Below are 23,802 nucleotides of genomic sequence, written 5' to 3'. Positions count from 1 at the left end.
CGGCCTTCCTGACATGTCAAGGGTAGGTAAGGTTTTTCGCGTTGCATCGAATTAATCCACATCATCCACCGCTTGTGCGGGTCCCCGTCAATTCCTTTGAGTTTTAATCTTGCGACCGTACTCCCCAGGCGGTCTACTTCACGCGTTAGCTGCGTTACCAAGTTAATTAAAACCCGACAACTAGTAGACATCGTTTAGGGCGTGGACTACCAGGGTATCTAATCCTGTTTGCTCCCCACGCTTTCGTGCATGAGCGTCAATCTTGACCCAGGGGGCTGCCTTCGCCATCGGTGTTCCTCCACATCTCTACGCATTTCACTGCTACACGTGGAATTCTACCCCCCTCTGCCAGATTCAAGCCTTGCAGTCTCCATCGCAATTCCCAGGTTGAGCCCGGGGCTTTCACGACAGACTTACAAAACCGCCTGCGCACGCTTTACGCCCAGTAATTCCGATTAACGCTTGCACCCTACGTATTACCGCGGCTGCTGGCACGTAGTTAGCCGGTGCTTATTCTTCAGGTACCGTCATTAGCAAGAGATATTAGCTCCTACCGTTTCTTCCCTGACAAAAGAGCTTTACAACCCGAAGGCCTTCTTCACTCACGCGGCATTGCTGGATCAGGCTTGCGCCCATTGTCCAAAATTCCCCACTGCTGCCTCCCGTAGGAGTCTGGACCGTGTCTCAGTTCCAGTGTGGCTGGTCGTCCTCTCAGACCAGCTACTGATCGTCGCCTTGGTGAGCCTTTACCTCACCAACTAGCTAATCAGACATCGGCCGCTCCAAAAGCATGAGGCCTTGCGGTCCCCCACTTTCTTCCGTAGAACGTATGCGGTATTAGCGTAACTTTCGCTACGTTATCCCCCACTTCTGGGTACGTTCCGATGTATTACTCACCCGTTCGCCACTCGCCACCAGGCCGAAGCCCGTGCTGCCGTTCGACTTGCATGTGTAAAGCATGCCGCCAGCGTTCAATCTGAGCCAGGATCAAACTCTTCAGTTCAATCTCTGTTTGTTGACTCTTTCGAGTCATCCGCATTGCTGCGGAGTCGCTCACTCAAAATACTGACCGTCATCTCATTGCTGAGACAACGTTTAATACTTTGTGCGAACATTTGATAATTTAAGTAATCAGCTGAACAAGTCAGCTGGCACCCTCATCAAACGCCCACACTTATCGACTGTTAATTGTTAAAGAACTTATTCGGTACTGCCTTGCTGCGTTCTGCGAATCGTTTTGTTCGTCAGCAGCAGAGGAATGAGATTATGCAGCGTTTCGTGATTCTCGTCAATCTCTTTTTTGCTACACCGCAGAGTTTCTGCGTCTTCGTTGCCAGCTCAACTACTTGATTTCGTTGGCGTTTCGCGAAGGACGCGAACTATAGCAAACGGGACTCGCGTCTGGCAAGCCCTTCGCGTGACTTTCTACAACAGCCAGTCAATGGGCAGGAAAGACAGGGCATCGACCCCGGCACGCTTCCAGAGACTGGCGCCCGGTTCTTCCTCATGGCGGCGCTCCGCACCGGCCGAGCGCTCGATCCAGTACAGCTTCCCCTTCCCGTCCAGGCGGACCTCATAGGCACGCTCCGGCATGCGTTCGTCCAGCGCCTGGTCCAGCGCTTGCGCCATGCGGGGACTGTCGATCACGACACCCATCTCCGTATTCAGGTCGATCGAACGCCGGTCCATGTTGAAGGAGCCGACGAAGACGCTGCGGCCGTCGACGCTGAAGGTCTTGGCGTGCAGGCTCGATGCGGAGCTGCCGAAGCGGCCACGCCCGCTCTCGGGCAGGTCGGGGCCCCAGCTGCGGCGCAGCTCATATAAGGAGACGCCCGCCTGCAGCAGTTCGCGGCGCCATTTGGCGTAGCCGGCGTGAACGGCAGCGACGTCGGTCGCTTCCAGCGAATTGGTGAGAATCCGCACCTGCGCTCCACTGCGGGCGATGTCGGCCAGGGCGTGCGCACCCACCCTTCCCGGGACAAAATACGGAGACACCAGGTCAAGCCGGCTCTGCGGCGTGCCCCACAGGCGTTGCAGCTGGACCGCGAGGCGGTCCTCAGCCTTGGCAGCGCCAACGGCCTTGGCCGGATCGTCGCTGACCAGGCGGACGCTACTCCATTCCAGCGGCAGGCGCCCGCTCTTCAATTGCTCGACAAAGGCCGAGGCCTTGATCGCCTCCAGATAAGCTTGCGCGTCCGGCCGGCTACGCAGCTGCGCGGCGCGCGCCGCCAGCCCAGCGTCGGACCCGGCGGCCTGCTGACGCACCAGTGCGGCAACCGGATAGGCCGAGGCGCTGTTCCAGTAACGATCGAAATCGCGCGACACCGCGCCGACGACCGGACCGACGGCGATGACGTCGAGATCGACGAACAGCATGTCGCCCGCAGCGCCGAAGTACTCGTCGCCGATATTGCGCCCGCCGACGATCGTCGCCTGGTTATCGGCCGTGAAGGATTTGTTGTGCATGCGCCGGTTCAGCCGGCTGAAGTCGAACAGATAGCCCAGGCTGCGCCAGCTGCGCGCACCAAAAGGATTGAACAGGCGCACCTCGATGTTGGGATCGGCGTCGAGGGCGGCCAGCAGCGGATCGAGTCCGGCCGTATTGTTGTCGTCCAGGAGCAGACGGACGCGCACACCGCGCGCCGCCGCGCTGCGCAGTTCGTCGAACAGCAGCACACCGGTGAGGTCATCGCGCCAGATGTAGTACTGGACGTCGAGGCTGCGCTCGGCGCCACGGGCGAACAGTGCGCGCGCGGCAAAGGCGTCGCGCCCGTCCGGCAAGGCCAGCACACCGGACGTGCCTGGGTGCGCCGCGGCCAGGGGCGCGATCGCCTGCCCCAGCCGGGTCGCGCCGGTGTCGGCCAGCGCCACCGTGGCGACCCGCGGCGCCAAAGGCGGCAGCGACGTACAGGCATAGCCTGCCGCCGCGAGGATCGCGAGCGCCGCGGCTCCCTTCAGGAAGACCGGCGCCCGCATCGCTTACATCCCCTCGAAATTCGGCTTGCGCTTCTCGAGGAAGGCGGACATCCCCTCCTTCTGCGCCGGGGTACCGAAGCCCGCGTGGAAGAAGCGGCGCTCGTAGCGCACGCCTTCGGTCAGCGTGGTCTCGAAGGCGCGGTTGACCGAATCCTTGACCGCCATCGCCACCGATACCGGCATGTCGGCGATCGTGTTCGCCACCTTCAACGCTTCTTCCATCAGCGATTCCGCCGGGAAGACGCGCGACACCAGGCCGGTACGCTCCGCCTCGGCCGCGTCGATCATGCGCGAGGTCAGCAGCATGTCCATGGCTTTCGACTTGCCGATCGTGCGCGGCAGGCGCTGGGTGCCGCCGGCGCCCGGGGTCACGCCGACCTTGATTTCCGGCTGGCCGAATTTGGCGCTGTCGGCGGCGATCAGGAAGTCGCACATCATCGCCAGTTCGCAGCCGCCGCCCAGCGCATAGCCGGCGACGACGCCGATCACGGGTTTGCGCACGTTCAGGATGTGCTCCCAGTTGCGGCCGATGTAATTGCCCTGGTAGGTGTCCGCATAGGTGTAGTTCGCCATGGCGGCAATGTCGGCGCCTGCCGCGAAAACCTTTTCGCTGCCGGTCAGGATGATGACGTTGACGCCCGGATCCGCGTCGAACTTGTACAGGGCGTCGCCCAGCTCGTTCATCATGTTGTCGTTCAGCGCATTCATCGCCTTCGGGCGGTTCAGGCGGATGACGGCCACCTTGCCGTGGTTTTCGATCAGCAGGTCAGCGTATTCCATGGGACACCTCTATATAAGGGATTGATCAGTGCCGCGATTGTAGCGCCTCCACGGCCGGGAAAGGCGGTTATCATTGCGATTTAAGCAAGCCATAACGAGCAGATCATCAGCACGCTACGCACGACCCTGAACCGCCTGGCCACCGACGGCCTGTTGCGCAGCGCCGACTTCCGCCGCCTCTGGCTGAGCAGCGCGCTGACCCAGTTCGGCTCCCAGATCACCTTGCTGGCCTTGCCCATCTGCGCGGTACTGCTGATGCACGCGACGCCGAGCCAGATGGGCACCCTGGCGGCGCTCGAATCCCTGCCCTTCCTCCTGTTCGGACTGCCCTCCGGCGTGCTGCTCGACCGCAGCCGGCGCCTGCCGATCATGATGTGCAGCGACGTGATGGTCGCCACCGCGCTGGCAAGCGTGCCGCTGGCCTGGTGGCTCGACCTGTTGACCATTTACTGGCTGTATGCGGTCGGCTTCGTGCTCGGCACCGGCCTCACCGTCGGCGGCAGCGCCGAGCAGGTATTTCTGACCTTCGTCGTCGGACGCGAGCGCCTGGTCGACGCCCACGCCAAGCTGGCCGGCACCGAATCGGCCGCGCGCCTGATCGGACCCGGCATGGCCGGCGCCCTGGTGCAGCTGCTGGGCGCGCCCTTTGCCATCCTCTGCAATGTCGGCGCCTTCATCGTCTCGCTGGCGAATCTGCGCCGCATCCGCGCACGCGAACCGCAGCCGGCGCCCGCGACCACCCATCCCCTGCACGACATCCGCGACGGCCTGGCCTTCGTCTGGCAGCATCCGGTGCTGCGCACCCTGGCCTGGACCTCGGGCGCCTGGCATTTCCTGTTCTATGGCTACCTGGCCCTGCACGTCCTGTTCGCCACCCGCGCGCTGGGCATGGCGCCCGGCGTGATGGGGACGGCGCAGATGCTGGGCGGCGCCGGCATCCTGGCCGGCTCGATCCTCGTAAAACCGCTGTCGAAGCGCTTCGGCACCGGACGCGCGATCCTGGTCGGCCTGTGCACCTGCGTCTGCGGCTTCGCGCTGATGCCGGCGATTCCCGCCGCCCTGCTGGGCAGCACGGCATTGACCGCCGTCGCCTACGGCAGCGTGGTGTTCCTGCTCGACTGCGGCGCCACCCTGTTCTTCGTGCCCTACATCGCGCTGCGCCAGCGCGTGACGCCGGACGCGGTACTCGGCCGGATGGTGGCGACGATGCGTTCGCTGACGGTGGCCAGCGCCCCGCTCGGCGCCCTGGCGGCCGGCGCATTGGCCGAGCGTTTCAGCGTGCGCACGGGACTCGCCTGCGTCGCGGGCGGCGCGCTGCTACTTGCCATCGCCGCGGTGGCGGGGACCCGGCTGCGCCATGTGAACGACTGAGTCTTATCTTGCCGCGCCGGGCAGTGCTACCTGCGTTTCCGGACAACCCATGGACTGGCAGCCGTTGGGCAGCGTGCGCAGCCAGGTGACGATGGAATCGACGGTGACGGTCTGGATCTTGCCGCTCCAGCGCAGCTCGGGCGGGTGGTCGTCGAAGGCGATGTTGGCCTTGCTGACGCGCGCGCCGAGCCGGGTCAGGGTCCCGAGTTCGAACTGGGTCGGTACATAGCCATGCGACTTCAACCAGGCTTGCGCCGTGACGCGGGTATTCGCTTCGTCCTCGGGCGCCACGGCAAAGGCCAGCATCTCGAGCACCCAGCCGTTCGAATTCTGGTAGCGCTGGCTGAACGGATAGGCCACCAGGCTGTAGTGCGGCTCCAGGTAATCCTTCGCCTTCTTGCCGAGCAGCGCCTTCTTCAGGCGCGCCTGCGCCTCGGGCGCCAGGCGCCAGATGCCCGCCTGGTAGCGGAAGGGCGAATCCGAGAAGAAGTTCACCAGCCCCTCGTCGTACAGCGCCGAGGTGGCGGTGCCGCAGGCATTGAGCTTGTGGACGACCGACCAGGCGCCGGCCGGATGTTCCCGCACCGCGAAGGCCATGTGCGAATACGTCAGCTGGTATCTGGAGAGGTCCTGGCCGGCGCGGGCGATGAGCACGACCTCATCGTCCATCCTGTCGAGCGCGGTGCGGGTAGCATCGGCCATCTCGACGCTCATGCGGCCCGTTTCCGGCGATGCTTCCCGTCCCTCGCAGGGCGTGCCCGCGGCCGCGCCGCCGCTTGCGGCGACGAAGAGGGCCGCCAGCGCGGCACGGCGCAGGACTCGGCGCATGATCAGGCGCGCGCCTTCGAGTGCACCAGGCCGCTTTCCGGACGGACCAGCACGCCGATCGTCGTGCCGGCCTTCTTCAAGGTATAGCCGCTCTTGCCGATCGTCTCGAGACCGATCTCGTCCTCTACCTGCAGCTTCTGTGCGCGTGCGGTGGTAGTCGCCACGATGGTCTCGAGCTTCAGGGTCTTGTCTTCGCTGCGCAGCTCGAGCGCGGTCTTGTCGCCCTGGGGACGCACAGCCGCCACCCGCCACTGCTTGTTGCGTTCGAGCTTTTCGGTGGACGAAGCCTGGGACAGCACCTCGCCGGCCGCAGATGCCAGCGAAAAAGGCGCGGCGACGACGACGAGCGCACTGATCAAACTGGCGTCGGTCGACGTCAAATGGCCGTCACCGGCTGAGACCGGCGTAGCAATCGCCGCGGCGACGGTAAGGACAAGCAGTGAACGTGGGCGCATGGTCTATCCAATCATCGAGCCAGGGACGGCGGTCAAGGTTGTGCACATCAGTAGTTGCACACCAGAAACACCATCACCCTAGCTCAAATCGAACAGGCCCGCAATGCCTGTCGCTTATTTAGGCAAGAATACCCACACCAATCCCTGCTGCTTCATGCGCCCCGCATACTCGGCCGCATTCCCGCCGAAACCGAAGAAGAAATCGGCCCGCACCGGTCCGCGGATCGCCCCGCCCGTATCCTGCGCCATCATCAGGCGCTGGATCGCCGCCCCGTCGGCCGGATGCGTGGTCGACAGGAACAGCGGCGCCCCGAGCGGCACGATAGACGGGTCGACCGCCACCGAACGCTCCGGGCTCAAGGGCACACCCAGCGCTCCTTTCGGACCCACGCCCGGATCCGGTAAACGCTCTTCGCGGAAGAAGATATAGCTCGGATTCACGTTCAAGAGTTCCTGGCGCCGCGCCGGGTTGGCCGCGATCCAGGCCTTGATGCTCTGTGCCGAGACGCCGTTGGCCGGCAACTCTCCCTGCTCCACCAGCCAGCGCCCGATCACCTTATACGGATGGCCGTTCTGGTCGGCGAAGGCGATGCGCACGGTTTCGCCCGTTTCGGCGATTTGTACCCGGCCCGAACCCTGCACTTCGAGGAAGAAGGCCTCGACCGGATCGTCGACCCAGAGCAGCTCTTTTCCATTGAGAGGCGCGCGTTCGATCTCGGCGCGGGTGCTGTAGGGAACCACGGTCTTGCCGACCAGGCGTCCGCGCAGGCGCATGTTTTTCAAGCTCGGGTACGCGGAGGCCAGGTCGACCGTGATCAGGTCGTCCGGCACCCGGTACAGCGGCGTCTGGAAGGCGCCGCCGCGCTTGCGCGATCCGCGCAGCATCGGCTCGTAATAGCCGGTGATCAGGCCCGTGTCGGCGCCGTCCGGCGTGCGCATCTGGTTCGGAACGAAATACGTTTCGAAATAGCGGCGAATGGCGGCGCTGTCGCCGGCATCGACCGTGGCAGAAGCCGAGCACGGGGCGCTCCACTGCGGCTTTTTCGCCAGCGCACGGCAGGAAGCCAGCCAGGCCGGCCAGGCCTGGCGCAGGTCGTCCTGCTGCCAGCCGGGCAGCGACTCGAAGGAGACCGGCGTCATCGGCGGCACGGGCGGCGGCACAGGCGTGGGCGCCGGAATCGCGACCGGGCCGACCGGCGGCGGCATCACGATGTCGGGCTGTTTCGCCGGCGGCGGCACCGGCGCCGGCTTCACGGGTGCGGGCGGCGGCGTGCCGCAGGCGGCCAAAAGAAGGGCGACGAGGGCAAGCGAAGTAGGTACACTGCGACGTATCGTTTGCATAAGGACAGTCTATGTGGATCTTGATGTTGGAAGCGGGCGTGGCGCTCTTCCTGCTCGTGTTTATCGTCTGGTGGACGATGTTCCATGGCAGGCCCGAAACCCGCAAGCGGCCGCTGCGCGAAGAGCGCGAGCCAGGGAGCGAACCGCGCCAGGAATGATCAGTGCAGCATGCGCGGCAGCGAAAGGACGAATTCCGGAATCAAGGCTTCGAAACGATGACCGTCCTCGGCCACGCAGAAGTATTCCCCGCGCATCGTGCCCTGGGGCGTGGCCAGCGGCGTACCGCTCGAGTATTCGAACTCCTCGCCGGGTTTGAGCAGAGGCTGGTGCCCGACCACGCCCAGGCCCGACACTTCCTGCACCCGGTTATTGGCGTCGGTAATTACCCAGTGCCGTGAAATCAGCTGGGCCGGCACGTCGCCGGTATTGCGGATCGTGATCGTATAGGAAAACAGATATTCGTCCTGCTCCGGCTTGCTTTGCTCGGCCAGGTATTTGGTGCGGACGTTGACGGTGAACTCGTAGGCAGCCATCGGCTTCCCTCTTTCTTATTGGTGGAGACGCAGGTGCGCAAAGGCTCATGATACTCCGCCCCGCAAATCGAGGCTGCGCGCCTCCATCCCGGCTCGGCGTAAAATAGCGGCTTCAACCCAACCGCAACGTCCGCAGCGCCACCTTACTTATGACCACCTACCGCATCGCTCCCAGCATCCTGTCCGCCGATTTCGCCCGCCTGGGCGAGGAAGTCCGCAACGTCGTCGAGGCAGGCGCCGACATTATCCACTTCGACGTGATGGACAACCATTACGTGCCGAATCTCACCATCGGCCCGCTGGTCTGCCAGGCGATCCGCCCGCACGTGCAGGTGCCGATCGACGTCCACCTGATGGTGAAGCCGGTCGACCGCATCATTCCCGACTTCGCCAAGGCAGGCGCCAACATCATCACCTTCCACCCGGAAGCGTCCGAGCACATCGACCGTACCCTGCAGCTGATCCGCGACCACGGCTGCAAGGCCGGCCTGGTGTTCAACCCGGCCACGCCGATGCACTATCTCGAGCACGTGATGGACAAGATCGACATGATCCTGATTATGTCGGTCAACCCGGGCTTCGGCGGCCAGTCCTTCATACCCGAGGCACTCAAGAAGATCGCGATCGCGCGCCGCATGATCGACGAATCGGGCCGCGACATCATGCTCGAGGTCGATGGCGGCATCAAGGCCGAGAACATCGCCGCCGCAGCGGCCGCAGGTGCCGACACTTTTGTCGCCGGCTCGGCCATCTTCGGCAAGCCCGACTACAAGGCCGTGATCGACGCCATGCGCGCCGAGCTGGCAACGGTCGGCAAATAATGCGCCCGGGCGCAGCGGCCATCAGGGCCGCCATCATCGATCTCGACGGCACGATGCTCGACACCGTGCCCGACTTTGAACTGGCCCTGAACGGCATGCGCGCCGACTTCAAGCTCGCGCCGATCGGGCAGGATGTCATCAAGCCCATGGTCGGCAAGGGCTCCGAAAAACTGATCCGCGACGTGCTCGCGCTCGACTACGAGGCAGCGCGCATCGACGCCTGTTTTGAGGAGGCGATGGCCGCCTACCAGCGCCATTACCTCGCCATCAACGGCCAACGCAGTGTGCTGTACGGGGGCGTGATCGAAGGCTTGCAGGCCATGCGCGACATGGGCCTGCGCCTGGCCTGCGTGACCAACAAGCCGATCGCCTTCGCCACGCCGCTGCTGGCGCAGAAGGGTTTATCGCCCTTTTTCGAGCTGGTCTACGGCGGCGATTCCTTCCCCAAAAAGAAACCCGATCCCATGCCCCTGCTGCAGGTCTGCAGCGACTTCGACCTGGCGCCGCCCTCGGTCGTGGCAATCGGCGACTCCTCGAACGACGCCGAAGCGGCGCGCGCCGCGCGTTGCTATGTGCTCACAGTGCCATATGGTTATAACCACGGAAGGCCTGTGCAAAGCATCGATTCCGATGGTATAGTTAATTCGCTACTCGATGCCGCCGAGCTGATTCGTGCGCACAACAGCACCGAAAACTAACTCATCTATACATGTTCTTCACTAAAAAACACACCGTCAACCAGACCGGCGCCCCTGAGGCCTGGGTCTGGCGACGCTGGCAATCCTGGGCTAACTAACCCGTCTTGATTGCTGCCGGCTGCACGCGCACCCGGCAGGTTTTTTACACTACCGCCGCCCTTCCTCCACCTTGAACGCTGGCGGCCCGGAGAAGAACATGACCGAACTCGAATTCAAATCGCTGGCCAACCAGGGCTACAACCGCATTCCACTGATCGCCGAAGCCTTCGCCGACCTGGAAACGCCGCTGAGCCTGTACCTGAAACTGGCGCAGTCGCAGGACACCGGCAAGAACACCTTCCTGCTCGAATCGGTCGTCGGCGGCGAGCGTTTTGGACGCTACTCCTTCATCGGCCTGCCGGCGAAAACCCTGCTGCGCAGCAGCGGCAACGTGACCGAGATCGTCACCAACGGCAGCGTCGTCGAAACGCACGAGGGCAACCCGCTCGACTTTATCGAAGCGTACCAATCGCGTTTCAAGGTCGCGCTGCGTCCCGGGATGCCGCGCTTCTGCGGCGGCCTGGCCGGCTACTTCGGCTACGACACGGTGCGCCACATCGAGCGCAAGCTGGCCGGCAAGGCGCCGCAAGACACCCTCGGCCTGCCCGACATCCAGCTGCTGGTGACCGAAGAGCTGGCCGTGATCGACAACCTGTCCGGTAAACTCTACCTGATCGTGTATGCCGACCCGTCGCAGCCGGAAGCCTTTGCCAAAGCCCGCCAGCGTCTGAAAGACCTGCGCGTGATGCTGCGCCGGAGCGTCGATGCGCCCGTCACGACAGCCTCGGTACGGACCGAAGCCGTGCGCGACTTCAGCAAGGAAGACTATCTGAAGGCAGTCGCCAGGGCCCACGAATACGTGATGGCCGGCGACCTGATGCAGGTGCAGATCGGCCAGCGCATCCGCAAGCCCTACGTCGATTCGCCTTTATCCCTGTACCGCTCGCTGCGTTCGCTGAACCCGAGCCCGTACATGTACTACTACAACTTCGGCGACATGCAGATCGTCGGCGCCTCGCCCGAGATCCTGGTCCGCAACGAGACCTCGCCCGCGGGCGAACGCAAGGTCACGCTGCGCCCGATCGCCGGCACCCGCCCGCGCGGTTCGACGCCGGAACGCGACGCCGAGCTGGCCGCCGAACTGCTGGCCGATCCGAAGGAGATCGCCGAGCACGTGATGCTGATCGACCTGGCGCGCAACGACATCGGCCGCATCGCCGACATCGGCACGGTAAAAGTCACCGACCGCATGGTCATCGAAAAATACTCGCACGTGCAGCACATCGTCTCGAACGTCGAAGGCGCTTTGAAGGAAGGCATGTCGAACCTCGACGTGCTGCGCGCGACCTTCCCGGCCGGCACGCTGACCGGCGCGCCGAAGGTGCGGGCGATGGAAATCATCGACGAACTCGAGCCCGTGAAACGCGGCATCTACGGCGGCGCCTGCGGTTATCTCTCCTTTGGCGGCGAGATGGACGTGGCGATCGCGATCCGCACCGGCGTGATCAAGGACGGCAACCTCTACGTGCAGGCCGCGGCCGGCATCGTCGCCGATTCCATCCCCGAGATGGAATGGCAGGAAACCGAAGCAAAAGCGCGCGCCGTGTTGCGCGCGGCCGAACAAGTGCAAGACGGACTGGATGGGGAGTTCTGAACATGCTGCTCATGATCGACAACTACGATTCCTTCACCTACAACATCGTCCAGTACTTCGGCGAGCTGGGTGAAGACGTGCGCACGGTGCGCAACGACGAAGTCACGATCCAGGAGATCGCGGCCATGAAGCCCGACCGCATCTGCATCTCGCCGGGCCCGAAGGCGCCGAGCGATGCCGGCGTCTCGGTCGACGTGATCAAGGAATTCGGCGGCAAGCTGCCGATCCTCGGCGTCTGCCTCGGGCACCAGGCCATTGGCGAAGCCTTCGGCGGCACGATCATCCGCGCCAAGCAGGTCATGCACGGCAAGACCTCGATGATCGCCCACACCGGCGTCGGCGTCTTCAAAGGTATCCCGAGCCCGTTCACCGTGATCCGCTACCACTCGCTGGCGATCGAGCGCGCCTCGCTGCCCGCCTGCCTCGAGGTGACCGCCTGGACCGACGACGGCGAAATCATGGGTGTGCGCCACAAGGAATTCGACATCCAGGGCGTGCAGTTCCACCCCGAGTCGATCCTGTCCGAGCACGGCCACGCGCTTTTTAAGAACTTCCTGGAACGGTCATGAAAATCACCCCGCAAGAAGCGCTGCTGCGCTGTATCGAACACCGCGAGATCTTCCACGACGAGATGCTGCACCTGTTCCGCCAGATCATGTCGGGCGAGATGTCGCCGACCATGGTCGCGGCCTTGACCGTCGGCCTGCGCGTGAAGAAGGAAACCATCGGCGAGATCACCGCCGCCGCGCAAGTCATGCGCGAGTTCTCGACCAAGGTGCCGATGGCCGACACTACCCACCTGCTCGACATCGTCGGCACGGGCGGCGACGGCGCCAACACCTTCAATATCTCCAGCGCCTCGATGTTCGTGGCCGCCGCCGCCGGCGCGCGCGTGGCCAAGCACGGCGGGCGCAGCGTCTCGTCGTCCTCGGGCAGCGCCGACCTGATCGAAGCGCTGGGCGCCCACATCGACCTGAAGCCCGAGCAGATTGCGCAGTCGATCGCGCAGACCGGCATCGGCTTCATGTTCGCGCCGAACCACCACGCCGCGATGAAGCACGTGGCGCCGGTGCGCCGCGAACTGGGCGTGCGCAGCATTTTCAATATTCTCGGACCGCTCACCAACCCGGCCGGCGCGCCGAACATCCTGATGGGCGTGTTCCATCCGGACCTGGTCGGTATCCAGGTCCGTGTGCTGCAGCGCCTCGGCGCCCAGCATGCGCTGGTGGTCTGGGGCCGCGACAACATGGACGAAGTCTCGCTCGGCGCCGGCACCCTGGTCGGCGAACTGGTCGACGGCGAGATCCGCGAATACGAAATCCATCCGGAAGACTTCGGCATGTCGATGATCGCCAGCCGCAACCTGAAGGTGGCCGATACCGCCGAATCGAAGCTGCGCGTGATGGAAGCGCTGCGCGGCGAGCCGGGCCCGGCCACCGACATCGTGGCGCTGAACGCCGGCACCGCCCTGTACGCGGCCGGCGTGGCCTCCTCGATCGAGGACGGCCTGGCCAAGGCGCGCGCGGCCATCACCTCCGGTGCGGCCATGGCCAAGCTCGAGCAATTCGTCAGCGTCACGCGCCAGCTGGGCGGCCAGGCCTGAGGAGCCAACATGTTCGGAATCCACGACCTGCCCCTGTTTGTGCTTTCCGGACTGCTCCTGAACATCATGCCCGGCCCCGATTCGCTGCTGATCATGACGCGCAGCGCGACCCAGGGCTGGCGCGCCGGCTGCGCGGCCGCGCTCGGCATCGGGACCGGCACCCTGGTCCATGTTTTTGCCGCGGCGCTGGGACTGTCGGCGGTGCTGGCGACGTCGGCCACCGCGTTCACCGTGGTGAAGCTGGTCGGCGTAGCCTACATCCTCTACATGACGATCGGCCTGCTGCGCAGCCGCAGGCAGGATGGCGAGTCGGCGGCGCCGGTGCTGCCGCCCCTGCCCTACCGCACCATCTTCGGCCAGGGCTTTCTCACCAATGTGCTGAACCCGAAGGTCGCGATCTTCTTCCTCGCCTTCGTTCCCCAATTCATCAGCGCCGATGCGCCGAACAAGGCGCTCGCCTTTATCGTCCTGGGCTGCATTTTCAACGTCAACGGCATGCTGTGGTGCCTGGGACTGGCGGTCACGACCGCGAAGGCCAGCGCACGCATCAAGCTCAGCCCGGCGGTCTCGCTCTGGCTCAACCGCGCCACCGGCGGCCTGTTCGTCTGGCTCGGCGTCAAGCTGGCGCTGTCCAAGTCTCATTAAGGTTTATCAAGCATGTCCGACATCCTGAATAAAATCCTGGCCGTCAAAGCCGACGAAGTCGCCGCCGCCAAACGGCACCGTGACCTGCCCAGCCTGCGCCGCGAAGTCGAAACCGACACCGAACTGCGCGCCGGCATCCGCGGCTTCGAAGCGAGCCTGCGCAAGCACATCGCCGCGGGCCACGCCGGCGTGATCGCCGAAGTGAAAAAGGCCTCGCCCTCGAAAGGCGTGCTGCGCGCCGACTTCCGTCCGGCCGAGATCGCCGAAAGCTATGCGAACGGGGGCGCCGCCTGCCTGTCGGTACTGACCGACGTGAACTTTTTCCAAGGCAGCGTGGATTACCTGCGCCAGGCGCGTGCGGCCGTCGAACTGCCCGTGATCCGCAAGGATTTTATCGTCGACATGTACCAGGTCTACGAAGCGCGCGCGATGGGCGCCGATGCGATCCTGCTGATCGTCTCCGCCCTCGATCACGGCCTGATGGCGGAACTGGAAGCCTGTGCCATGGAACTTGGCATGGATGTGCTGGTCGAAGTACATGACGGTGATGAGTTGACCGCGGCCCTGAAGCTGAAAACGCCGCTGGTCGGCATCAACAACCGCAACCTGCGCACCTTCGAGGTCTCGCTGGATACGACCATCGGCCTGCTGCCCCGCATCGGCAGCGAGCGGCTGGTCGTGACCGAGTCGGGAATCATGGTGCCGGACGACGTAAAACGCATGCGCGAGGCGAACGTGCACGCGTTCCTGGTGGGCGAAGCGTTCATGCGCGCTTCCAACCCTGGCGCCGAACTACGACGATTATTCGACTGATATGTTCACTTCCATCCGCACCCGGGCCGCTCTTCTCCTTCTTCTGGCAGCCCTGGGCGGATGCAGCACGGTCCAGCCCGTCGCTTCCACGGCCAAGCGCATCGTCGCCGCCATTCTTCCCACGCCTGAAACCGAAGCGCCGGTTCCACCGCCGTCGCCCACCCTCGACGCCTACAAGGCCGAAGTGGCCCAGCACGTCATGCGCGCCAACAGCGGCCAGACCTTCAGCGGCCGCCTGCCGCCGATGCTGCCGGCGATCGTGGTGGTGAACATCACCGTGGGAGAAGATGGGGAACTGCAGGATGTGGTGGTGCAGCGCTCGCGCGATCCGGATGCGTCGGAAGTGGCGCTGGCGTCGATGCGGCGCACCGGACGCTTGCCAAGGCCATCACATTTGCTGGCGGCGAACATGCGGGCCCTGACGTTTTCGGAGACGTTCTTGTTTGATCACCAGTATCGGTTTCAGTTGAGGTCGCTGGCAGGGCCGCAATAATGGTGTTCAATCGATGCGGCGGAGGCCAAACGTCGGGTATGCCGGGACACGAAAACGCGTGGGCATGCCCACCCTACGATGCACCAACGTCACAGGCAAAGTCACGAGGCAGCGGCGTAACGTAGGGTGGGCATGCCCACGCGGTCGGACGGTCGATCAACCGCACGGCCGCCAATCGTCCGCAGCGGTCGTTTACCGCTTCATCACACTCAACACCGCCAGACTCATCGCCTGCGCCCCGGTCTTAATCGACGGTTCCGGCACCGGCGCATAGAATGGCGAATGATTGAACGCGATCGGCTTGCCGCCCTCGCGCGCCGCTTCCTCGATCATCTTCGGGTCGTACACCCCGGTGAAGAAGAACATCCCCGGCACGCCCTGGTTCACGTACTGCGAAAAATCCTCGCTCGCCGTCATGGCCGGCATGCGCTGGGCCTTGGCGTCGCCGAAGGCATCCTTGAACACGGGCTCCAGCTTCGTCACCAGCGCCTCGCTGTTGACGATGGCGGCACCGCCGCTGATCAGCTGCACGTCTGGCGCCGGCGCGCCCGCCATCGCCGCCGAGGCGAAGGCCACGCGGCGTACGCCATCCAAGAGCTTGGCGCGCACGGCCGGGCTGTAGGAACGGATGGTGCCGCGCACCTGCACGCTATCCGGGATGATATTGCCCACCGTGCCGCCCTGGATCGCGCCGATCGTCACGACGCCGAATTCCTTCGGGTCCTTTTCGCGGCTGACGATGGTCTGCACGTCGACGACGAAGCGCGCCGCGATGGTAATCGGGTCCAGCGATTTGTCGGGCGCGGAGCCGTGGCCGCCGCGGCCCTTGAAGACGATTTCCAATGCGTCCGAATTCGAGGACACGGCGCCGGCGTTATAGCCCACGGTGCCATAGGCCAGCGGCCAGGAATGCAGGGCAAAAGCATAGTCCGGCTTCGGGAAGCGCTTAAAAAGGCCGTCGTCCAGCATGGCTTTCGCGCCCGACACGGTTTCCTCGGCCGGCTGGCCGATGAAGACCAGGGTGCCCTTCCACTGCGATTTCAGTTCCACCAGCGTGCGCGCGGCGCCGAGCCAGCTGGCCATGTGGATGTCGTGGCCGCAGCTGTGCGTCACGAAACTCTCGCGCCCGTCGCTGACCGCCTTGGCGCGGCTGGCGTAGGGCAAGCCGGTCTTTTCTTCCATCGGCAAGCCATCGAGCTCGGTGCGCACCAGCACCGTCGGGCCGGCGCCGTTTTTATAGACGGCGACGATGCCGGTCTTGCCGACCTTTTCCGTGACCTCGAAACCGAGCTTGCGCATTTCGCCGGCGAGCTTGCCCGCCGTGCGCACTTCCTGGAAGGCGATCTCCGGGTGCGCATGCAAGTCTTTATAGACCGTGTCCAGCCACGGGTACATGCCGTCGAGACGCGTTTTGATGTCGTCCTTCAGCGGTGCGGGAGACTGGGCCAGCGCGAGAGGCATGGCAAGAGCGAGAACAGCGGCTGCGATCGGCTTTTTCAACGGGCACCTCATCGAATGGGAGAACGGGAACCAGACAGCAAAGGCCCGGCGCGGCGCCAGGCCTGGCAATTTACGCGGCGCTCGGACGCGGCAAGGCCACCGACTTCTTGCCGGCGACGGCAGGCGCCAGGGTGATGCCCGGCACGCGATCACCCTGCAGGGTCACGTCGAAGGCCATCAGCTCGTCGCGGCGGAAGGCGTGCACGGTGAGCTTGTCGCCCACGCGATAGCGCGACAGCAGGGCGTCGACATTCGACGGGTTGCCGTTCACGCGCAGGCCGTCGATGGCGATCACGATGTCCAGCGCCGACAGGCCGGCCTGGTGCGCCGCCCCGCCCTCGTGCACTTGCGTCAGCTTGGCGCCGAGAGGATCGCGGCCGATGCCGGCGTCGAAGGAAGGCTTGCCGCTCTTGCGCTCGTCGACCAGCTTCATGCCGAACGGCGTGAACAGTTTGGCGAGGGGCAGATCGTCGGTGCCGCGCACGAACTTGTCGAACAGGGTGCGCAATTTGAGGCCGCTGACTTCGTCGAACAGCGCCTCGACTTCGGCTTCCGTGACGCCGCGCCCAATCGTCGGATAGAAATCGCGGCCATAGCGCTCCCACAGCGCGCGCATGACGTCGTCGAGCGTTTTGGCGCCGCCCGTCCTGGCGCGGATGGTGAGATCGAAGGCCAGCGCGATCAGCGAACCCTTGGTGTAGTAGCTGATGATCGCATTCGGCGAATTCTCGTCCTGGCGGTAGTACTTGCTCCAGGCGTCGAAGCTGGAATCGGCCACGCTCTGCTTCAGGCGACCGCTGCCGCGCAGCACGCTGCCGATGGTTTTACCCAGCAGCTTGAAATAGGTCGCTTCCTTGATGATCCCGGCGCGCACCAGCATCAGGTCGTCGTAGTAGCTGGTAAAACCTTCGAACAGCCACAAGAGCGGCGTGTAGTTCTCGACCTGCAGGTCGTAGGGCGCGAACACGGCCGGCTTGATGCGCTTGACGTTCCAAGTGTGGAAGTACTCGTGGCTGCACAGGCCGAGGAATTTCAGGTAGCCCTCGTTCGGTTCCCCCACCTGCGGCGAGGCGGTGCTCGGCAAATCGGCGCGGGCGCAGATCAGCGCGGTCGAGGCGCGGTGTTCCAGGCCGCCGTAGCCGTCGCCGACCGCCATCGTCATGAACACGTAGCGGTCGACCGGCGCCTTCTTCGTACCCGGTTCGAACAGCGCAATCTGCGCTTCGCAGATTGCCTTGAGGTCGGCCTGGAGGCGCGCCATGTCCAGGTTCGGCACGCGGCCGGTGATGACGATGTCGTGCGGGATGCCGTGCGCCTTGAAGCTGGCGAGGGCAAAGTCGCCCATTTCGACCGGGTGGTCGATCAGTTCGTCGTAGTCGGCGGCCACGTAGCTGCCGAAGCCGTAGCGCTTGGCGCCCAGTTCCTTCATCGCAGTGGCGACGCGCCAGGTCTTGGCAAGCGGGTCGCCCGGGCGCTGGATGTCGACTTCGTGCGGACCCGCTTCCTGGCCGAGCACGCGCAGGAACACGCTGGTGCCGTTGAAGAAGCCGTGGGTCTGGTCGAGGTGGGCGGCGCGCACCGACAGGTCCCAGGCATAGACTTCATAGTGCAGGGTCAGCGGGCCGGCGCAGGGAGCGGCGCGCCAGGAATGCTTGTCGATTTTGGTCAGCGCCACCGGGGCGCCGTTCGCTTCGGCGCGGATGCGCACGATGTTGCGCGCGAATTCGCGGATCATGTAGCTGCCCGGGATCCAGGCCGGCAGGGCGAACACCTGGCCCTCGGGACTTGGCACCGGCACGGTGACGCTGACGTTGAACAGGTGGCCCGCCAGGTCTTTCGGGACAATGGTGTAGTGGACTGCGCTCTGCTTTTTTTGGGCTGTTTTTTTCATGATCACATAGGGAACGGGCCGATTTCCCATAGTGTAACGGATTCGGCAAAACCCGCGACGCGGCAGGGATTACAGATCGGCCGGCGTATCGATGTCGCGCAGGATGCCGGGATCCATCACCGCGACCTCGGCCACGGGTTCGGACTTCAGCAGCACGCGGGCGCCGTGCTCGCCCTTCAGGGCCAGCAAGGCCGGCAAGTGCTGCTGGCCGAAGGCAACCGGATTGCCGCGGCGTCCTTCGAATACGGGTGCAGCAATGCCGGCGCCCTCTTCCAGCGCGGCGAGCAGTGCGCGCAGGGTGCCCGGGGCCACATACGGCATGTCGCCCAGCGCCACCAGCCAGGCGTCCGCCTGCGGCAGCGAGTGCGCGATCGCGTGCACCAGCGAGGCCGCCATGCCGCTGTCGGCATCCTGGCAGGTCGTGACTTCGCAGCCGAGCGCGCGCAAGGCTGCGGCCACGCCGCCATCCTGCGGCGGCACGACGGCGATCACACGGGGTACAACGGAAAGGAGAATGTGGGCGCTGGCGACAACGACGGCCTCACCTGTGGGAAGCGGCTGCAACAGCTTGTTGCGCAGGCCCTCGGGGTCGAAGCGGCGTCCGCGTCCGGCCGCCAACAGAATGCCGACCGGATTCACGACCGCTTACGCGAGCGTGCCGGCCGCATCCTTGATCGCGGCGCGGATGCGCTGGTAGGTGCCGCAGCGGCAGATGTTGCCGCTCATGGCGCTGTCGATGTCGGCGTCGCTCGGCGTCTTGTTGGTGCGCAGCAGTGCGGTGGCGCTCATCACCTGCCCGCTCTGGCAGTAGCCGCATTGCGGCACGTCGTGGCGGATCCAGGCGGCTTGTATCGCCTGGCCGACCGGGTCCTGGCCGACGGCCTCGATGGTCGTGAGCTTGTGGCCGACGGCGCTCGACACCGGCGTGACGCAGGAACGCACCGGGGCGCCGTCCAAGTGCACGGTGCAGGCGCCGCACAGGGCGGCGCCGCAGCCGAACTTGGTGCCGGTCAGGTTCAGGTTGTCGCGCAGCGCCCACAGGATGGGCGTGGACGGATCGGCGTCGATCTCGGTGTCGCGGCCATTGACGTTCAGCTGCAACATGCTTATTTGATCGACTTGAGTTTCTCTTCCAGCCCCGCCAGGTCGACCGCGCCCGGAATGCGGGTGCCGTCGGTGAAGAAGATCGCCGGCGTACCCTGGATTTTCAGCTTGTGGCCCAGTTCGACGATCTTGTCGTTCGGGGTCTCGCATTTCTCGGGCGCCGCCGGTGGCAGCTTGCCGTTGATCATCCAGTCGTCCCAGGCCTTGACCCGGTCCGGCGCGCACCAGATGTTCTTCGACTTCACGAACGAATCCTCGGACAGGATGTTGTACATGAAGGTGTAGATGGTGACGTTGTCCAGGTCCTTCAGCGTGGTCTGGCGCAGGCGCTTGCAGTAGCCGCAGTTCGGGTCCTCGAAGACGGCGATGGTACGCTTGCCGTCGCCCTTCACCTGCTTTAGCGCCATGTTGAACGGCAGGTCGGAGAACTTGATCTTGGTGAGGTCGTCGATGCGCGTCTTGGTCAGGTTCTTCGAGGTCTTGGCGTCGTACACCTGGCCGATGAACAGGAACTCGCCCTTCTTGTCGGCATACAGGATGTCGGTACCGATGCGCAGTTCGTACAGGCCGCTGTAGGGCGTCGCCGTGATCGAATCGATCTTGGCCCCGCCCAGGCGTGGCTCGATGTTCTTGCGGATGCTCGCTTCCGTCGTATTCTCGGCACCCACGCAGGACGCCATCAGGCCCGTCATCGCCAGCACGGCCAGCTTGGTTTTCAACATCACTATCTTGTTCCTCAAGGTTTTACGACTGTCCAATGGCGTGCGCCATCAGGCGACGCTTAATGAAGGGCAACTTATCGAGCAAGTTTAAGCCCAAATTGCGTGCAACGCGCAAAGGTTCCAGGTTCGCGCCGAACAAACGTTCAAGACCATCGGTCGCTAGTTGCATTAAAAGAACATCTTCCTTTCGTGCGCGGGCGTAACGCGCCAGCACGCGCTCGTCGCCGATGCCGCGGTGCTCCTCGCGCTCGCGCACCACGCGCAGCAGGTCGACGATGTCGCCGAAGCCGAGGTTCATGCCATGCCCGGCCAGCGGGTGGACGGCGTGCGCGGCGTCGCCGATCAGGGCCACGTGCGGCGCGGTCAAGGCATGCGGGCGCACCAGCGCCAGCGGCACCGCCTTGAACGCTTCCGGCTGCAGCGGTTTCAGCGCGCCCAGCGGTCCGTCGGCATACTCGCACAGTCGCACGGCCAGCTCGCTCATCGATTCTTCGGCCAGGGTAGCGGCCAGGGTTTCCGGCGCCGACCAGACGAGCGAGACCCGGTTGCCAGGCAGCGGCAGCAGCGCGATGATGCCGTCCGCGCAGGTGAACCACTGGTGGGCCACGCCGTGATGCGGCTTTTCGCAAGCAAAATTGGTGACGATCGCCTTCTGGTGGTAGGAACGGTAATCGATGCCGATGTCGCACTGCCCGCGCACCCAGGAATCGCGCCCGTCGGCGCCCAGCACGAGCTGGGCATCGATGCGGCGCCCGTCTTCCAGCTGCACGGCGGCACCGTCCGGACCGCACGTCAGGCGCGAGCCGCAGCCTTTGACGATCTCGACCTTGTGGGCGAACTTCAGGGCGGCGTCCAGCGCTCCGTTCAGATTGCTGTCCTCGACGATCCAGGCCAACGCTCCGGTATGGGCGCCGAAGGCATCGAAGCCGAGGCTGCCGCCATTCTTGCCGTCGCCGTTGACCGCCATCGCATCGACCGGCGCCACGCGGCCCGGATCGAGCGCATCCCATACCTTCAGGGAAGACAGCAAGTCGCGCGCCGTGTGGTTCAGCGCGTAGACGCGCACGTCCCAGGGGCGCTCGCCGGTGCCGGCGGCACTGCTCTCATGCGGTGCGGTGCTGCTCGGCACCAGCAGCGTGACGCTGTGCCCGGCCTGGGCAAAGCCGAGTGCGGCCGTCTTGGCGATGGCGCCATTGCCGACGATGCAGACGTCGCAGCGGGTAACTGAGATGGATGCGGAGGAAGAGTTTGAGGTCGTCATGCCAGGCATTATAGCGGGATGTCCCCTGCGCACCTCAGGTCCGCCGGCGGCCCTGGCCGAAGAAAGTTGCAACGAGGACTTGCAGAGCCGGAATCGGCTGGCTATAATCATGCCTCTCTTGGCCTGGTAGCTCAGTTGGTAGAGCAGAGGATTGAAAATCCTTGTGTCGGTGGTTCGATTCCGCCCCGGGCCACCAAGAATTCAGCAGTACAAACAAAAACGCCGACCTCCTCAGGTCGGCGTTTTTGTTTAGTTCAGGTTCAATCCAAATACCCGCGAACCTAGCGCAATTTTCCAATACGACTCTCGTAGAATGACCGCACGTTTTGGCAGGTCGGCAGGCAACACTTCCAACACGGTAAACCGGAAGTCGAGCTCGCGTCCCGGATTGTCGGCAAGGAGTTGCATCAACCGAATATTCCCTCCGTGCCCGCTGGCTGCGTAATTCCCCCAACGGCTTAGCAGACCCTGGCGACCGCTCGCCGAGCCGATGTAATGAGCGCCGCTACGCTCATCCGTGATCAGGTAGATCGCACTAATTCCCAGCAATCCTTGCTGCCAGGCGGCATCCTGCAATGCGATTTTCAATTCGGACATGACCAGCGATGCACCGGCCAGCCCGCCGAACGGGATTGCGCATTCCTGTCGTATGGAAACTGGATAGGAAGCTCTGGCAGTGGCCGCGTCAGCCGGATACAAGACCCTTCGCCAGGCCAACTCCTTGCCCAGCCACTTGATTTCCAACTTCAATCGCTGCTCCGCAAGAAAACCGGTTTCCTGAAGATCGTGGAAATATCCGGTCCACTCTTCATGCAGCGGCTCGAAGCTGCCTGCGGTTAAGCCTTGGCGGACCGCCTCGCCTGCTGGCATTACAGCTTGCACACGCCAGACGCCAAGCAACAGGCCATGACCAGGCCGGTGTCCAAAAAACGATGCTACAAGACTTCCTTCCGGCATGCGCCTTGGTTGCACCGCTTGATACAGGTTGAGAGCACGCGTACCGATGTATTTGACAAGCGGGTAACGTTTGTCCGCGTGGCGCATGAGTGTAATTTGCTGCGCTTCGGGATTGATACCTTGTTCAGCGAGTAAGTCGAGAAGATTCTGGTCGATATGCATGAGATTGGACGGCTTTGACGGTGTCCTGTTTCAGTCAAACATGAGGAGGTTCGTCAGTTGCAGGGGTAGGAGAATTGTCGCGGTCTCGTAGATGGTGGACACCCTTCCATGCCGCTAATCCAAGCGCCAGGCCGGCGGCGCCGCAGGCTACGATAGGCCAGACAGGTGCGGAAACCAGGCCCAGGGATAATGCGGCTGCGCCAAGGCCGCTCGATCCCAGTACCGTTACCGAACCGGCAGCGATGGAACTTCCGATGGCGGCACCGGCCAAGGCGCTTGCACCGCTGGCTGCGTATGCCGAAGGACTGTCTGCGGCTTCCTTTACAAACGCTTGCAGGTCATCCCACGTGGCGGCAACCGCTTCGGACGCCTGAGGAACGAGACTGATCACGCCCTCCCTGAACCTCGAAGCCGACGACAATACCCGTTCATCGTTCACGACTCGACGTGCCCCATCAATGATTAATGCCACACCGACCGCGACAGCCGCCCCATCGAGCAGCAAGTCACCGAATCCGCCGGATACCTCGAGTAGCGCATCGAGCTGGTCTCCCAACACGTAACCGAAACTACCCAGAATTGCGGCTCCTCCCCCGATGATGACCGCTGCGGGAACACAAGTAACCCCAGCAACCATTCCGACACCGCCGACAAACACGCCCTTCAGCAGCGTCATCGCCAGAGCCGCTGACGCGGAAGCTCCGACCCCAAGTCCCGCCAAGCCACCGATGTCCCGCAGCCGGCTCCCTGCCACGTCCCGGCCCAATACGATCTGGCCACTCGTTACGCCCCACGACACGATTGCAGCACCAAGTGCCATCTCTGCAACCCCTACCTCTGCCTGATGTCGTGCAGCCCATTGTCTGCAATGGTCGAGCGCGCGCTCAAGTGCGGACCGTTCAGTGGCGCGCAGCACGATCTTACTCATCTATATTCTCCAGGGGAAAGCTGCACGGACGCGGGTGTCTGCGGTACATCTTTTCGCTCACATTTGGCGGAATGACTTGCGCATGCGAATGAGAGGGCACCATGACCCGGTGCAAGGACATCATAGCTCATCAGTATCATTGAAACAACATGAAAGGATAGTTCGATTCGCGCGTCTCCTTGATCAGTGAGCTTCACCGAGCGCGCCATCAGGGCGCACCTGAACGG

Annotated in this window: 24 protein-coding genes, 1 tRNA gene and 1 rRNA gene; 11 read left to right on the top strand and 15 right to left on the bottom strand. The window is 63.9% G+C overall.

Annotated elements, in window-relative coordinates:
* The 3 genes from C2862_RS10890 to C2862_RS10880 form a co-directional block, all read right to left on the bottom strand.
* Window positions 1-1,003 (bottom strand): 16S ribosomal RNA (locus C2862_RS10890); the annotation flags it as partial.
* A 422-nt stretch (window positions 1,004-1,425) separates the two neighbouring features.
* Complete coding sequence (locus C2862_RS10885) at window positions 1,426-2,976, bottom strand: phospholipase D family protein (protein ID WP_136220136.1); 1,551 nt, start codon at window positions 2,974-2,976, stop codon at window positions 1,426-1,428.
* Window positions 2,977-2,979: 3 nt separating this feature from the next.
* Window positions 2,980-3,756, bottom strand: a complete 777-nt coding sequence (locus C2862_RS10880; protein ID WP_136220135.1) for an enoyl-CoA hydratase — start codon at window positions 3,754-3,756, stop codon at window positions 2,980-2,982.
* A gap of 153 nt (window positions 3,757-3,909) precedes the next feature.
* Between C2862_RS10880 and C2862_RS10875 the strand changes: the two genes are divergently transcribed.
* A complete protein-coding gene (locus C2862_RS10875) occupies window positions 3,910-5,127 on the top strand; it encodes an MFS transporter (RefSeq protein WP_229467377.1) in 1,218 nt (405 codons plus the stop codon).
* 3 nt (window positions 5,128-5,130) lie between these two features.
* Here the strand turns inward: C2862_RS10875 and C2862_RS10870 are convergent, their stop codons facing one another.
* The 3 genes from C2862_RS10870 to C2862_RS10860 all read right to left on the bottom strand — a co-directional run bounded on the left by C2862_RS10870 (window position 5,131) and on the right by C2862_RS10860 (window position 7,751).
* Window positions 5,131-5,955: a DUF2145 domain-containing protein gene (locus C2862_RS10870; protein WP_136220133.1), complete on the bottom strand. Its 825-nt coding sequence runs from the start codon at window positions 5,953-5,955 to the stop codon at window positions 5,131-5,133.
* A 2-nt stretch (window positions 5,956-5,957) separates the two neighbouring features.
* Window positions 5,958-6,410, bottom strand: coding sequence for a hypothetical protein (locus tag C2862_RS10865; RefSeq protein WP_136220132.1), 453 nt, complete (start codon window positions 6,408-6,410; stop codon window positions 5,958-5,960).
* 114 nt (window positions 6,411-6,524) lie between these two features.
* Window positions 6,525-7,751, bottom strand: a complete 1,227-nt coding sequence (locus tag C2862_RS10860) for a murein transglycosylase A (RefSeq protein ID WP_136220131.1) — start codon at window positions 7,749-7,751, stop codon at window positions 6,525-6,527.
* An 11-nt stretch (window positions 7,752-7,762) separates the two neighbouring features.
* On the opposite strand from C2862_RS10860, the gene C2862_RS25240 reads away from it, so the two are divergent.
* Window positions 7,763-7,909: a hypothetical protein gene (locus C2862_RS25240; protein WP_168710044.1), complete on the top strand. Its 147-nt coding sequence runs from the start codon at window positions 7,763-7,765 to the stop codon at window positions 7,907-7,909.
* On the opposite strand, the gene apaG is transcribed toward C2862_RS25240, so the two are convergent.
* Entirely contained in the window at window positions 7,910-8,284 is a 375-nt protein-coding gene (gene apaG / locus C2862_RS10855) for a Co2+/Mg2+ efflux protein ApaG (protein WP_136220130.1), read from the bottom strand.
* Window positions 8,285-8,433: 149 nt separating this feature from the next.
* Between apaG and rpe the strand changes: the two genes are divergently transcribed.
* The 8 genes from rpe (at window position 8,434) to C2862_RS10815 (ending at window position 15,050) form a co-directional block, all read left to right on the top strand.
* A complete protein-coding gene (rpe, locus tag C2862_RS10850) occupies window positions 8,434-9,105 on the top strand; it encodes a ribulose-phosphate 3-epimerase (protein ID WP_136220129.1) in 672 nt (223 codons plus the stop codon).
* Entirely contained in the window at window positions 9,105-9,803 is a 699-nt protein-coding gene (locus tag C2862_RS10845) for a phosphoglycolate phosphatase (protein WP_136220128.1), read from the top strand. The genes rpe and C2862_RS10845 overlap by 1 nt, the downstream gene beginning before the upstream one ends.
* A gap of 196 nt (window positions 9,804-9,999) precedes the next feature.
* Entirely contained in the window at window positions 10,000-11,496 is a 1,497-nt protein-coding gene (gene trpE / locus C2862_RS10840; RefSeq protein ID WP_136220127.1) for an anthranilate synthase component I, read from the top strand.
* 2 nt (window positions 11,497-11,498) lie between these two features.
* Window positions 11,499-12,065, top strand: coding sequence for an aminodeoxychorismate/anthranilate synthase component II (locus C2862_RS10835; protein ID WP_136220126.1), 567 nt, complete (start codon window positions 11,499-11,501; stop codon window positions 12,063-12,065).
* Window positions 12,062-13,099 (top strand): anthranilate phosphoribosyltransferase, encoded by a 1,038-nt coding sequence (gene trpD, locus C2862_RS10830; RefSeq protein WP_136220125.1) that lies wholly within the window; start codon window positions 12,062-12,064, stop codon window positions 13,097-13,099. Before C2862_RS10835 ends, trpD begins: the two co-directional genes overlap by 4 nt.
* Window positions 13,100-13,108: 9 nt before the next feature.
* Window positions 13,109-13,744: a LysE family translocator gene (locus C2862_RS10825; RefSeq protein WP_136220124.1), complete on the top strand. Its 636-nt coding sequence runs from the start codon at window positions 13,109-13,111 to the stop codon at window positions 13,742-13,744.
* Between the two features lie 12 nt (window positions 13,745-13,756).
* The gene (gene trpC, locus C2862_RS10820; protein ID WP_136220123.1) at window positions 13,757-14,557 is read left to right on the top strand and encodes an indole-3-glycerol phosphate synthase TrpC; all 801 of its coding nucleotides are present in this window, start codon (window positions 13,757-13,759) and stop codon (window positions 14,555-14,557) included.
* A 1-nt stretch (window position 14,558) separates the two neighbouring features.
* Window positions 14,559-15,050, top strand: a complete 492-nt coding sequence (locus C2862_RS10815) for a TonB C-terminal domain-containing protein (RefSeq protein WP_136220122.1) — start codon at window positions 14,559-14,561, stop codon at window positions 15,048-15,050.
* A gap of 192 nt (window positions 15,051-15,242) precedes the next feature.
* On the opposite strand, the gene C2862_RS10810 is transcribed toward C2862_RS10815, so the two are convergent.
* The 6 genes from C2862_RS10810 to C2862_RS10785 all read right to left on the bottom strand — a co-directional run bounded on the left by C2862_RS10810 (window position 15,243) and on the right by C2862_RS10785 (window position 21,528).
* Complete coding sequence (locus C2862_RS10810) at window positions 15,243-16,511, bottom strand: amidohydrolase (protein WP_229467381.1); 1,269 nt, start codon at window positions 16,509-16,511, stop codon at window positions 15,243-15,245.
* A gap of 109 nt (window positions 16,512-16,620) precedes the next feature.
* On the bottom strand, window positions 16,621-18,441 hold the full coding sequence (locus C2862_RS10805) for a M61 family metallopeptidase (RefSeq protein ID WP_136220120.1): 1,821 nt from the start codon (window positions 18,439-18,441) through the stop codon (window positions 16,621-16,623).
* A gap of 69 nt (window positions 18,442-18,510) precedes the next feature.
* Window positions 18,511-19,080, bottom strand: coding sequence for an NTP transferase domain-containing protein (locus C2862_RS10800; RefSeq protein ID WP_136220119.1), 570 nt, complete (start codon window positions 19,078-19,080; stop codon window positions 18,511-18,513).
* Between the two features lie 6 nt (window positions 19,081-19,086).
* A complete protein-coding gene (locus tag C2862_RS10795) occupies window positions 19,087-19,545 on the bottom strand; it encodes a (2Fe-2S)-binding protein (protein WP_136220118.1) in 459 nt (152 codons plus the stop codon).
* A 2-nt stretch (window positions 19,546-19,547) separates the two neighbouring features.
* Window positions 19,548-20,267, bottom strand: a complete 720-nt coding sequence (locus C2862_RS10790; RefSeq protein WP_136220117.1) for a DsbC family protein — start codon at window positions 20,265-20,267, stop codon at window positions 19,548-19,550.
* A gap of 22 nt (window positions 20,268-20,289) precedes the next feature.
* Window positions 20,290-21,528 carry an FAD-dependent monooxygenase gene (locus C2862_RS10785; protein WP_168710043.1) on the bottom strand — a complete coding sequence of 413 codons (1,239 nt, stop codon included), beginning with the start codon at window positions 21,526-21,528 and terminating at the stop codon, window positions 20,290-20,292.
* A gap of 120 nt (window positions 21,529-21,648) precedes the next feature.
* Between C2862_RS10785 and C2862_RS10780 the strand changes: the two genes are divergently transcribed.
* Window positions 21,649-21,724 (top strand) — tRNA-Phe (locus C2862_RS10780).
* 53 nt (window positions 21,725-21,777) lie between these two features.
* On the opposite strand, the gene C2862_RS10775 is transcribed toward C2862_RS10780, so the two are convergent.
* Both C2862_RS10775 and C2862_RS10770 read right to left on the bottom strand, forming a co-directional pair.
* Window positions 21,778-22,647, bottom strand: a complete 870-nt coding sequence (locus C2862_RS10775) for a GIY-YIG nuclease family protein (RefSeq protein ID WP_136220115.1) — start codon at window positions 22,645-22,647, stop codon at window positions 21,778-21,780.
* Between the two features lie 34 nt (window positions 22,648-22,681).
* Window positions 22,682-23,575, bottom strand: coding sequence for a hypothetical protein (locus C2862_RS10770; protein WP_136220114.1), 894 nt, complete (start codon window positions 23,573-23,575; stop codon window positions 22,682-22,684).
* Window positions 23,576-23,802: the final 227 nt, after the last annotated feature.

Origin of the sequence: Massilia sp. Mn16-1_5, assembly GCF_004798585.1 — a bacterium.
GTDB lineage: Bacteria > Pseudomonadota > Gammaproteobacteria > Burkholderiales > Burkholderiaceae_D > Telluria.
This window is presented reverse-complemented; position numbering and strand designations above follow the sequence as displayed.

Coding starts and splice junctions, on each gene's coding strand:
- C2862_RS10815 (WP_136220122.1), top strand. CDS start 14,559: ATGTTCACTTCCATCCGCACCCGGGCCGCTCTTCTCCTTCTTCTGGCA.
- C2862_RS10870 (WP_136220133.1), bottom strand. CDS start 5,955: ATGCGCCGAGTCCTGCGCCGTGCCGCGCTGGCGGCCCTCTTCGTCGCC.
- trpE (WP_136220127.1), top strand. CDS start 10,000: ATGACCGAACTCGAATTCAAATCGCTGGCCAACCAGGGCTACAACCGC.
- C2862_RS10860 (WP_136220131.1), bottom strand. CDS start 7,751: ATGCAAACGATACGTCGCAGTGTACCTACTTCGCTTGCCCTCGTCGCC.
- C2862_RS10880 (WP_136220135.1), bottom strand. CDS start 3,756: ATGGAATACGCTGACCTGCTGATCGAAAACCACGGCAAGGTGGCCGTC.
- C2862_RS10805 (WP_136220120.1), bottom strand. CDS start 18,441: ATGAAAAAAACAGCCCAAAAAAAGCAGAGCGCAGTCCACTACACCATT.
- rpe (WP_136220129.1), top strand. CDS start 8,434: ATGACCACCTACCGCATCGCTCCCAGCATCCTGTCCGCCGATTTCGCC.
- trpD (WP_136220125.1), top strand. CDS start 12,062: ATGAAAATCACCCCGCAAGAAGCGCTGCTGCGCTGTATCGAACACCGC.
- C2862_RS10885 (WP_136220136.1), bottom strand. CDS start 2,976: ATGCGGGCGCCGGTCTTCCTGAAGGGAGCCGCGGCGCTCGCGATCCTC.
- C2862_RS10835 (WP_136220126.1), top strand. CDS start 11,499: ATGCTGCTCATGATCGACAACTACGATTCCTTCACCTACAACATCGTC.
- trpC (WP_136220123.1), top strand. CDS start 13,757: ATGTCCGACATCCTGAATAAAATCCTGGCCGTCAAAGCCGACGAAGTC.
- C2862_RS10775 (WP_136220115.1), bottom strand. CDS start 22,647: ATGCATATCGACCAGAATCTTCTCGACTTACTCGCTGAACAAGGTATC.
- C2862_RS10825 (WP_136220124.1), top strand. CDS start 13,109: ATGTTCGGAATCCACGACCTGCCCCTGTTTGTGCTTTCCGGACTGCTC.
- C2862_RS10810 (WP_229467381.1), bottom strand. CDS start 16,511: ATGCCTCTCGCGCTGGCCCAGTCTCCCGCACCGCTGAAGGACGACATC.
- apaG (WP_136220130.1), bottom strand. CDS start 8,284: ATGGCTGCCTACGAGTTCACCGTCAACGTCCGCACCAAATACCTGGCC.
- C2862_RS10795 (WP_136220118.1), bottom strand. CDS start 19,545: ATGTTGCAGCTGAACGTCAATGGCCGCGACACCGAGATCGACGCCGAT.
- C2862_RS10770 (WP_136220114.1), bottom strand. CDS start 23,575: ATGAGTAAGATCGTGCTGCGCGCCACTGAACGGTCCGCACTTGAGCGC.
- C2862_RS10790 (WP_136220117.1), bottom strand. CDS start 20,267: ATGTTGAAAACCAAGCTGGCCGTGCTGGCGATGACGGGCCTGATGGCG.
- C2862_RS10845 (WP_136220128.1), top strand. CDS start 9,105: ATGCGCCCGGGCGCAGCGGCCATCAGGGCCGCCATCATCGATCTCGAC.
- C2862_RS25240 (WP_168710044.1), top strand. CDS start 7,763: ATGTGGATCTTGATGTTGGAAGCGGGCGTGGCGCTCTTCCTGCTCGTG.
- C2862_RS10785 (WP_168710043.1), bottom strand. CDS start 21,528: ATGACGACCTCAAACTCTTCCTCCGCATCCATCTCAGTTACCCGCTGC.
- C2862_RS10865 (WP_136220132.1), bottom strand. CDS start 6,410: ATGCGCCCACGTTCACTGCTTGTCCTTACCGTCGCCGCGGCGATTGCT.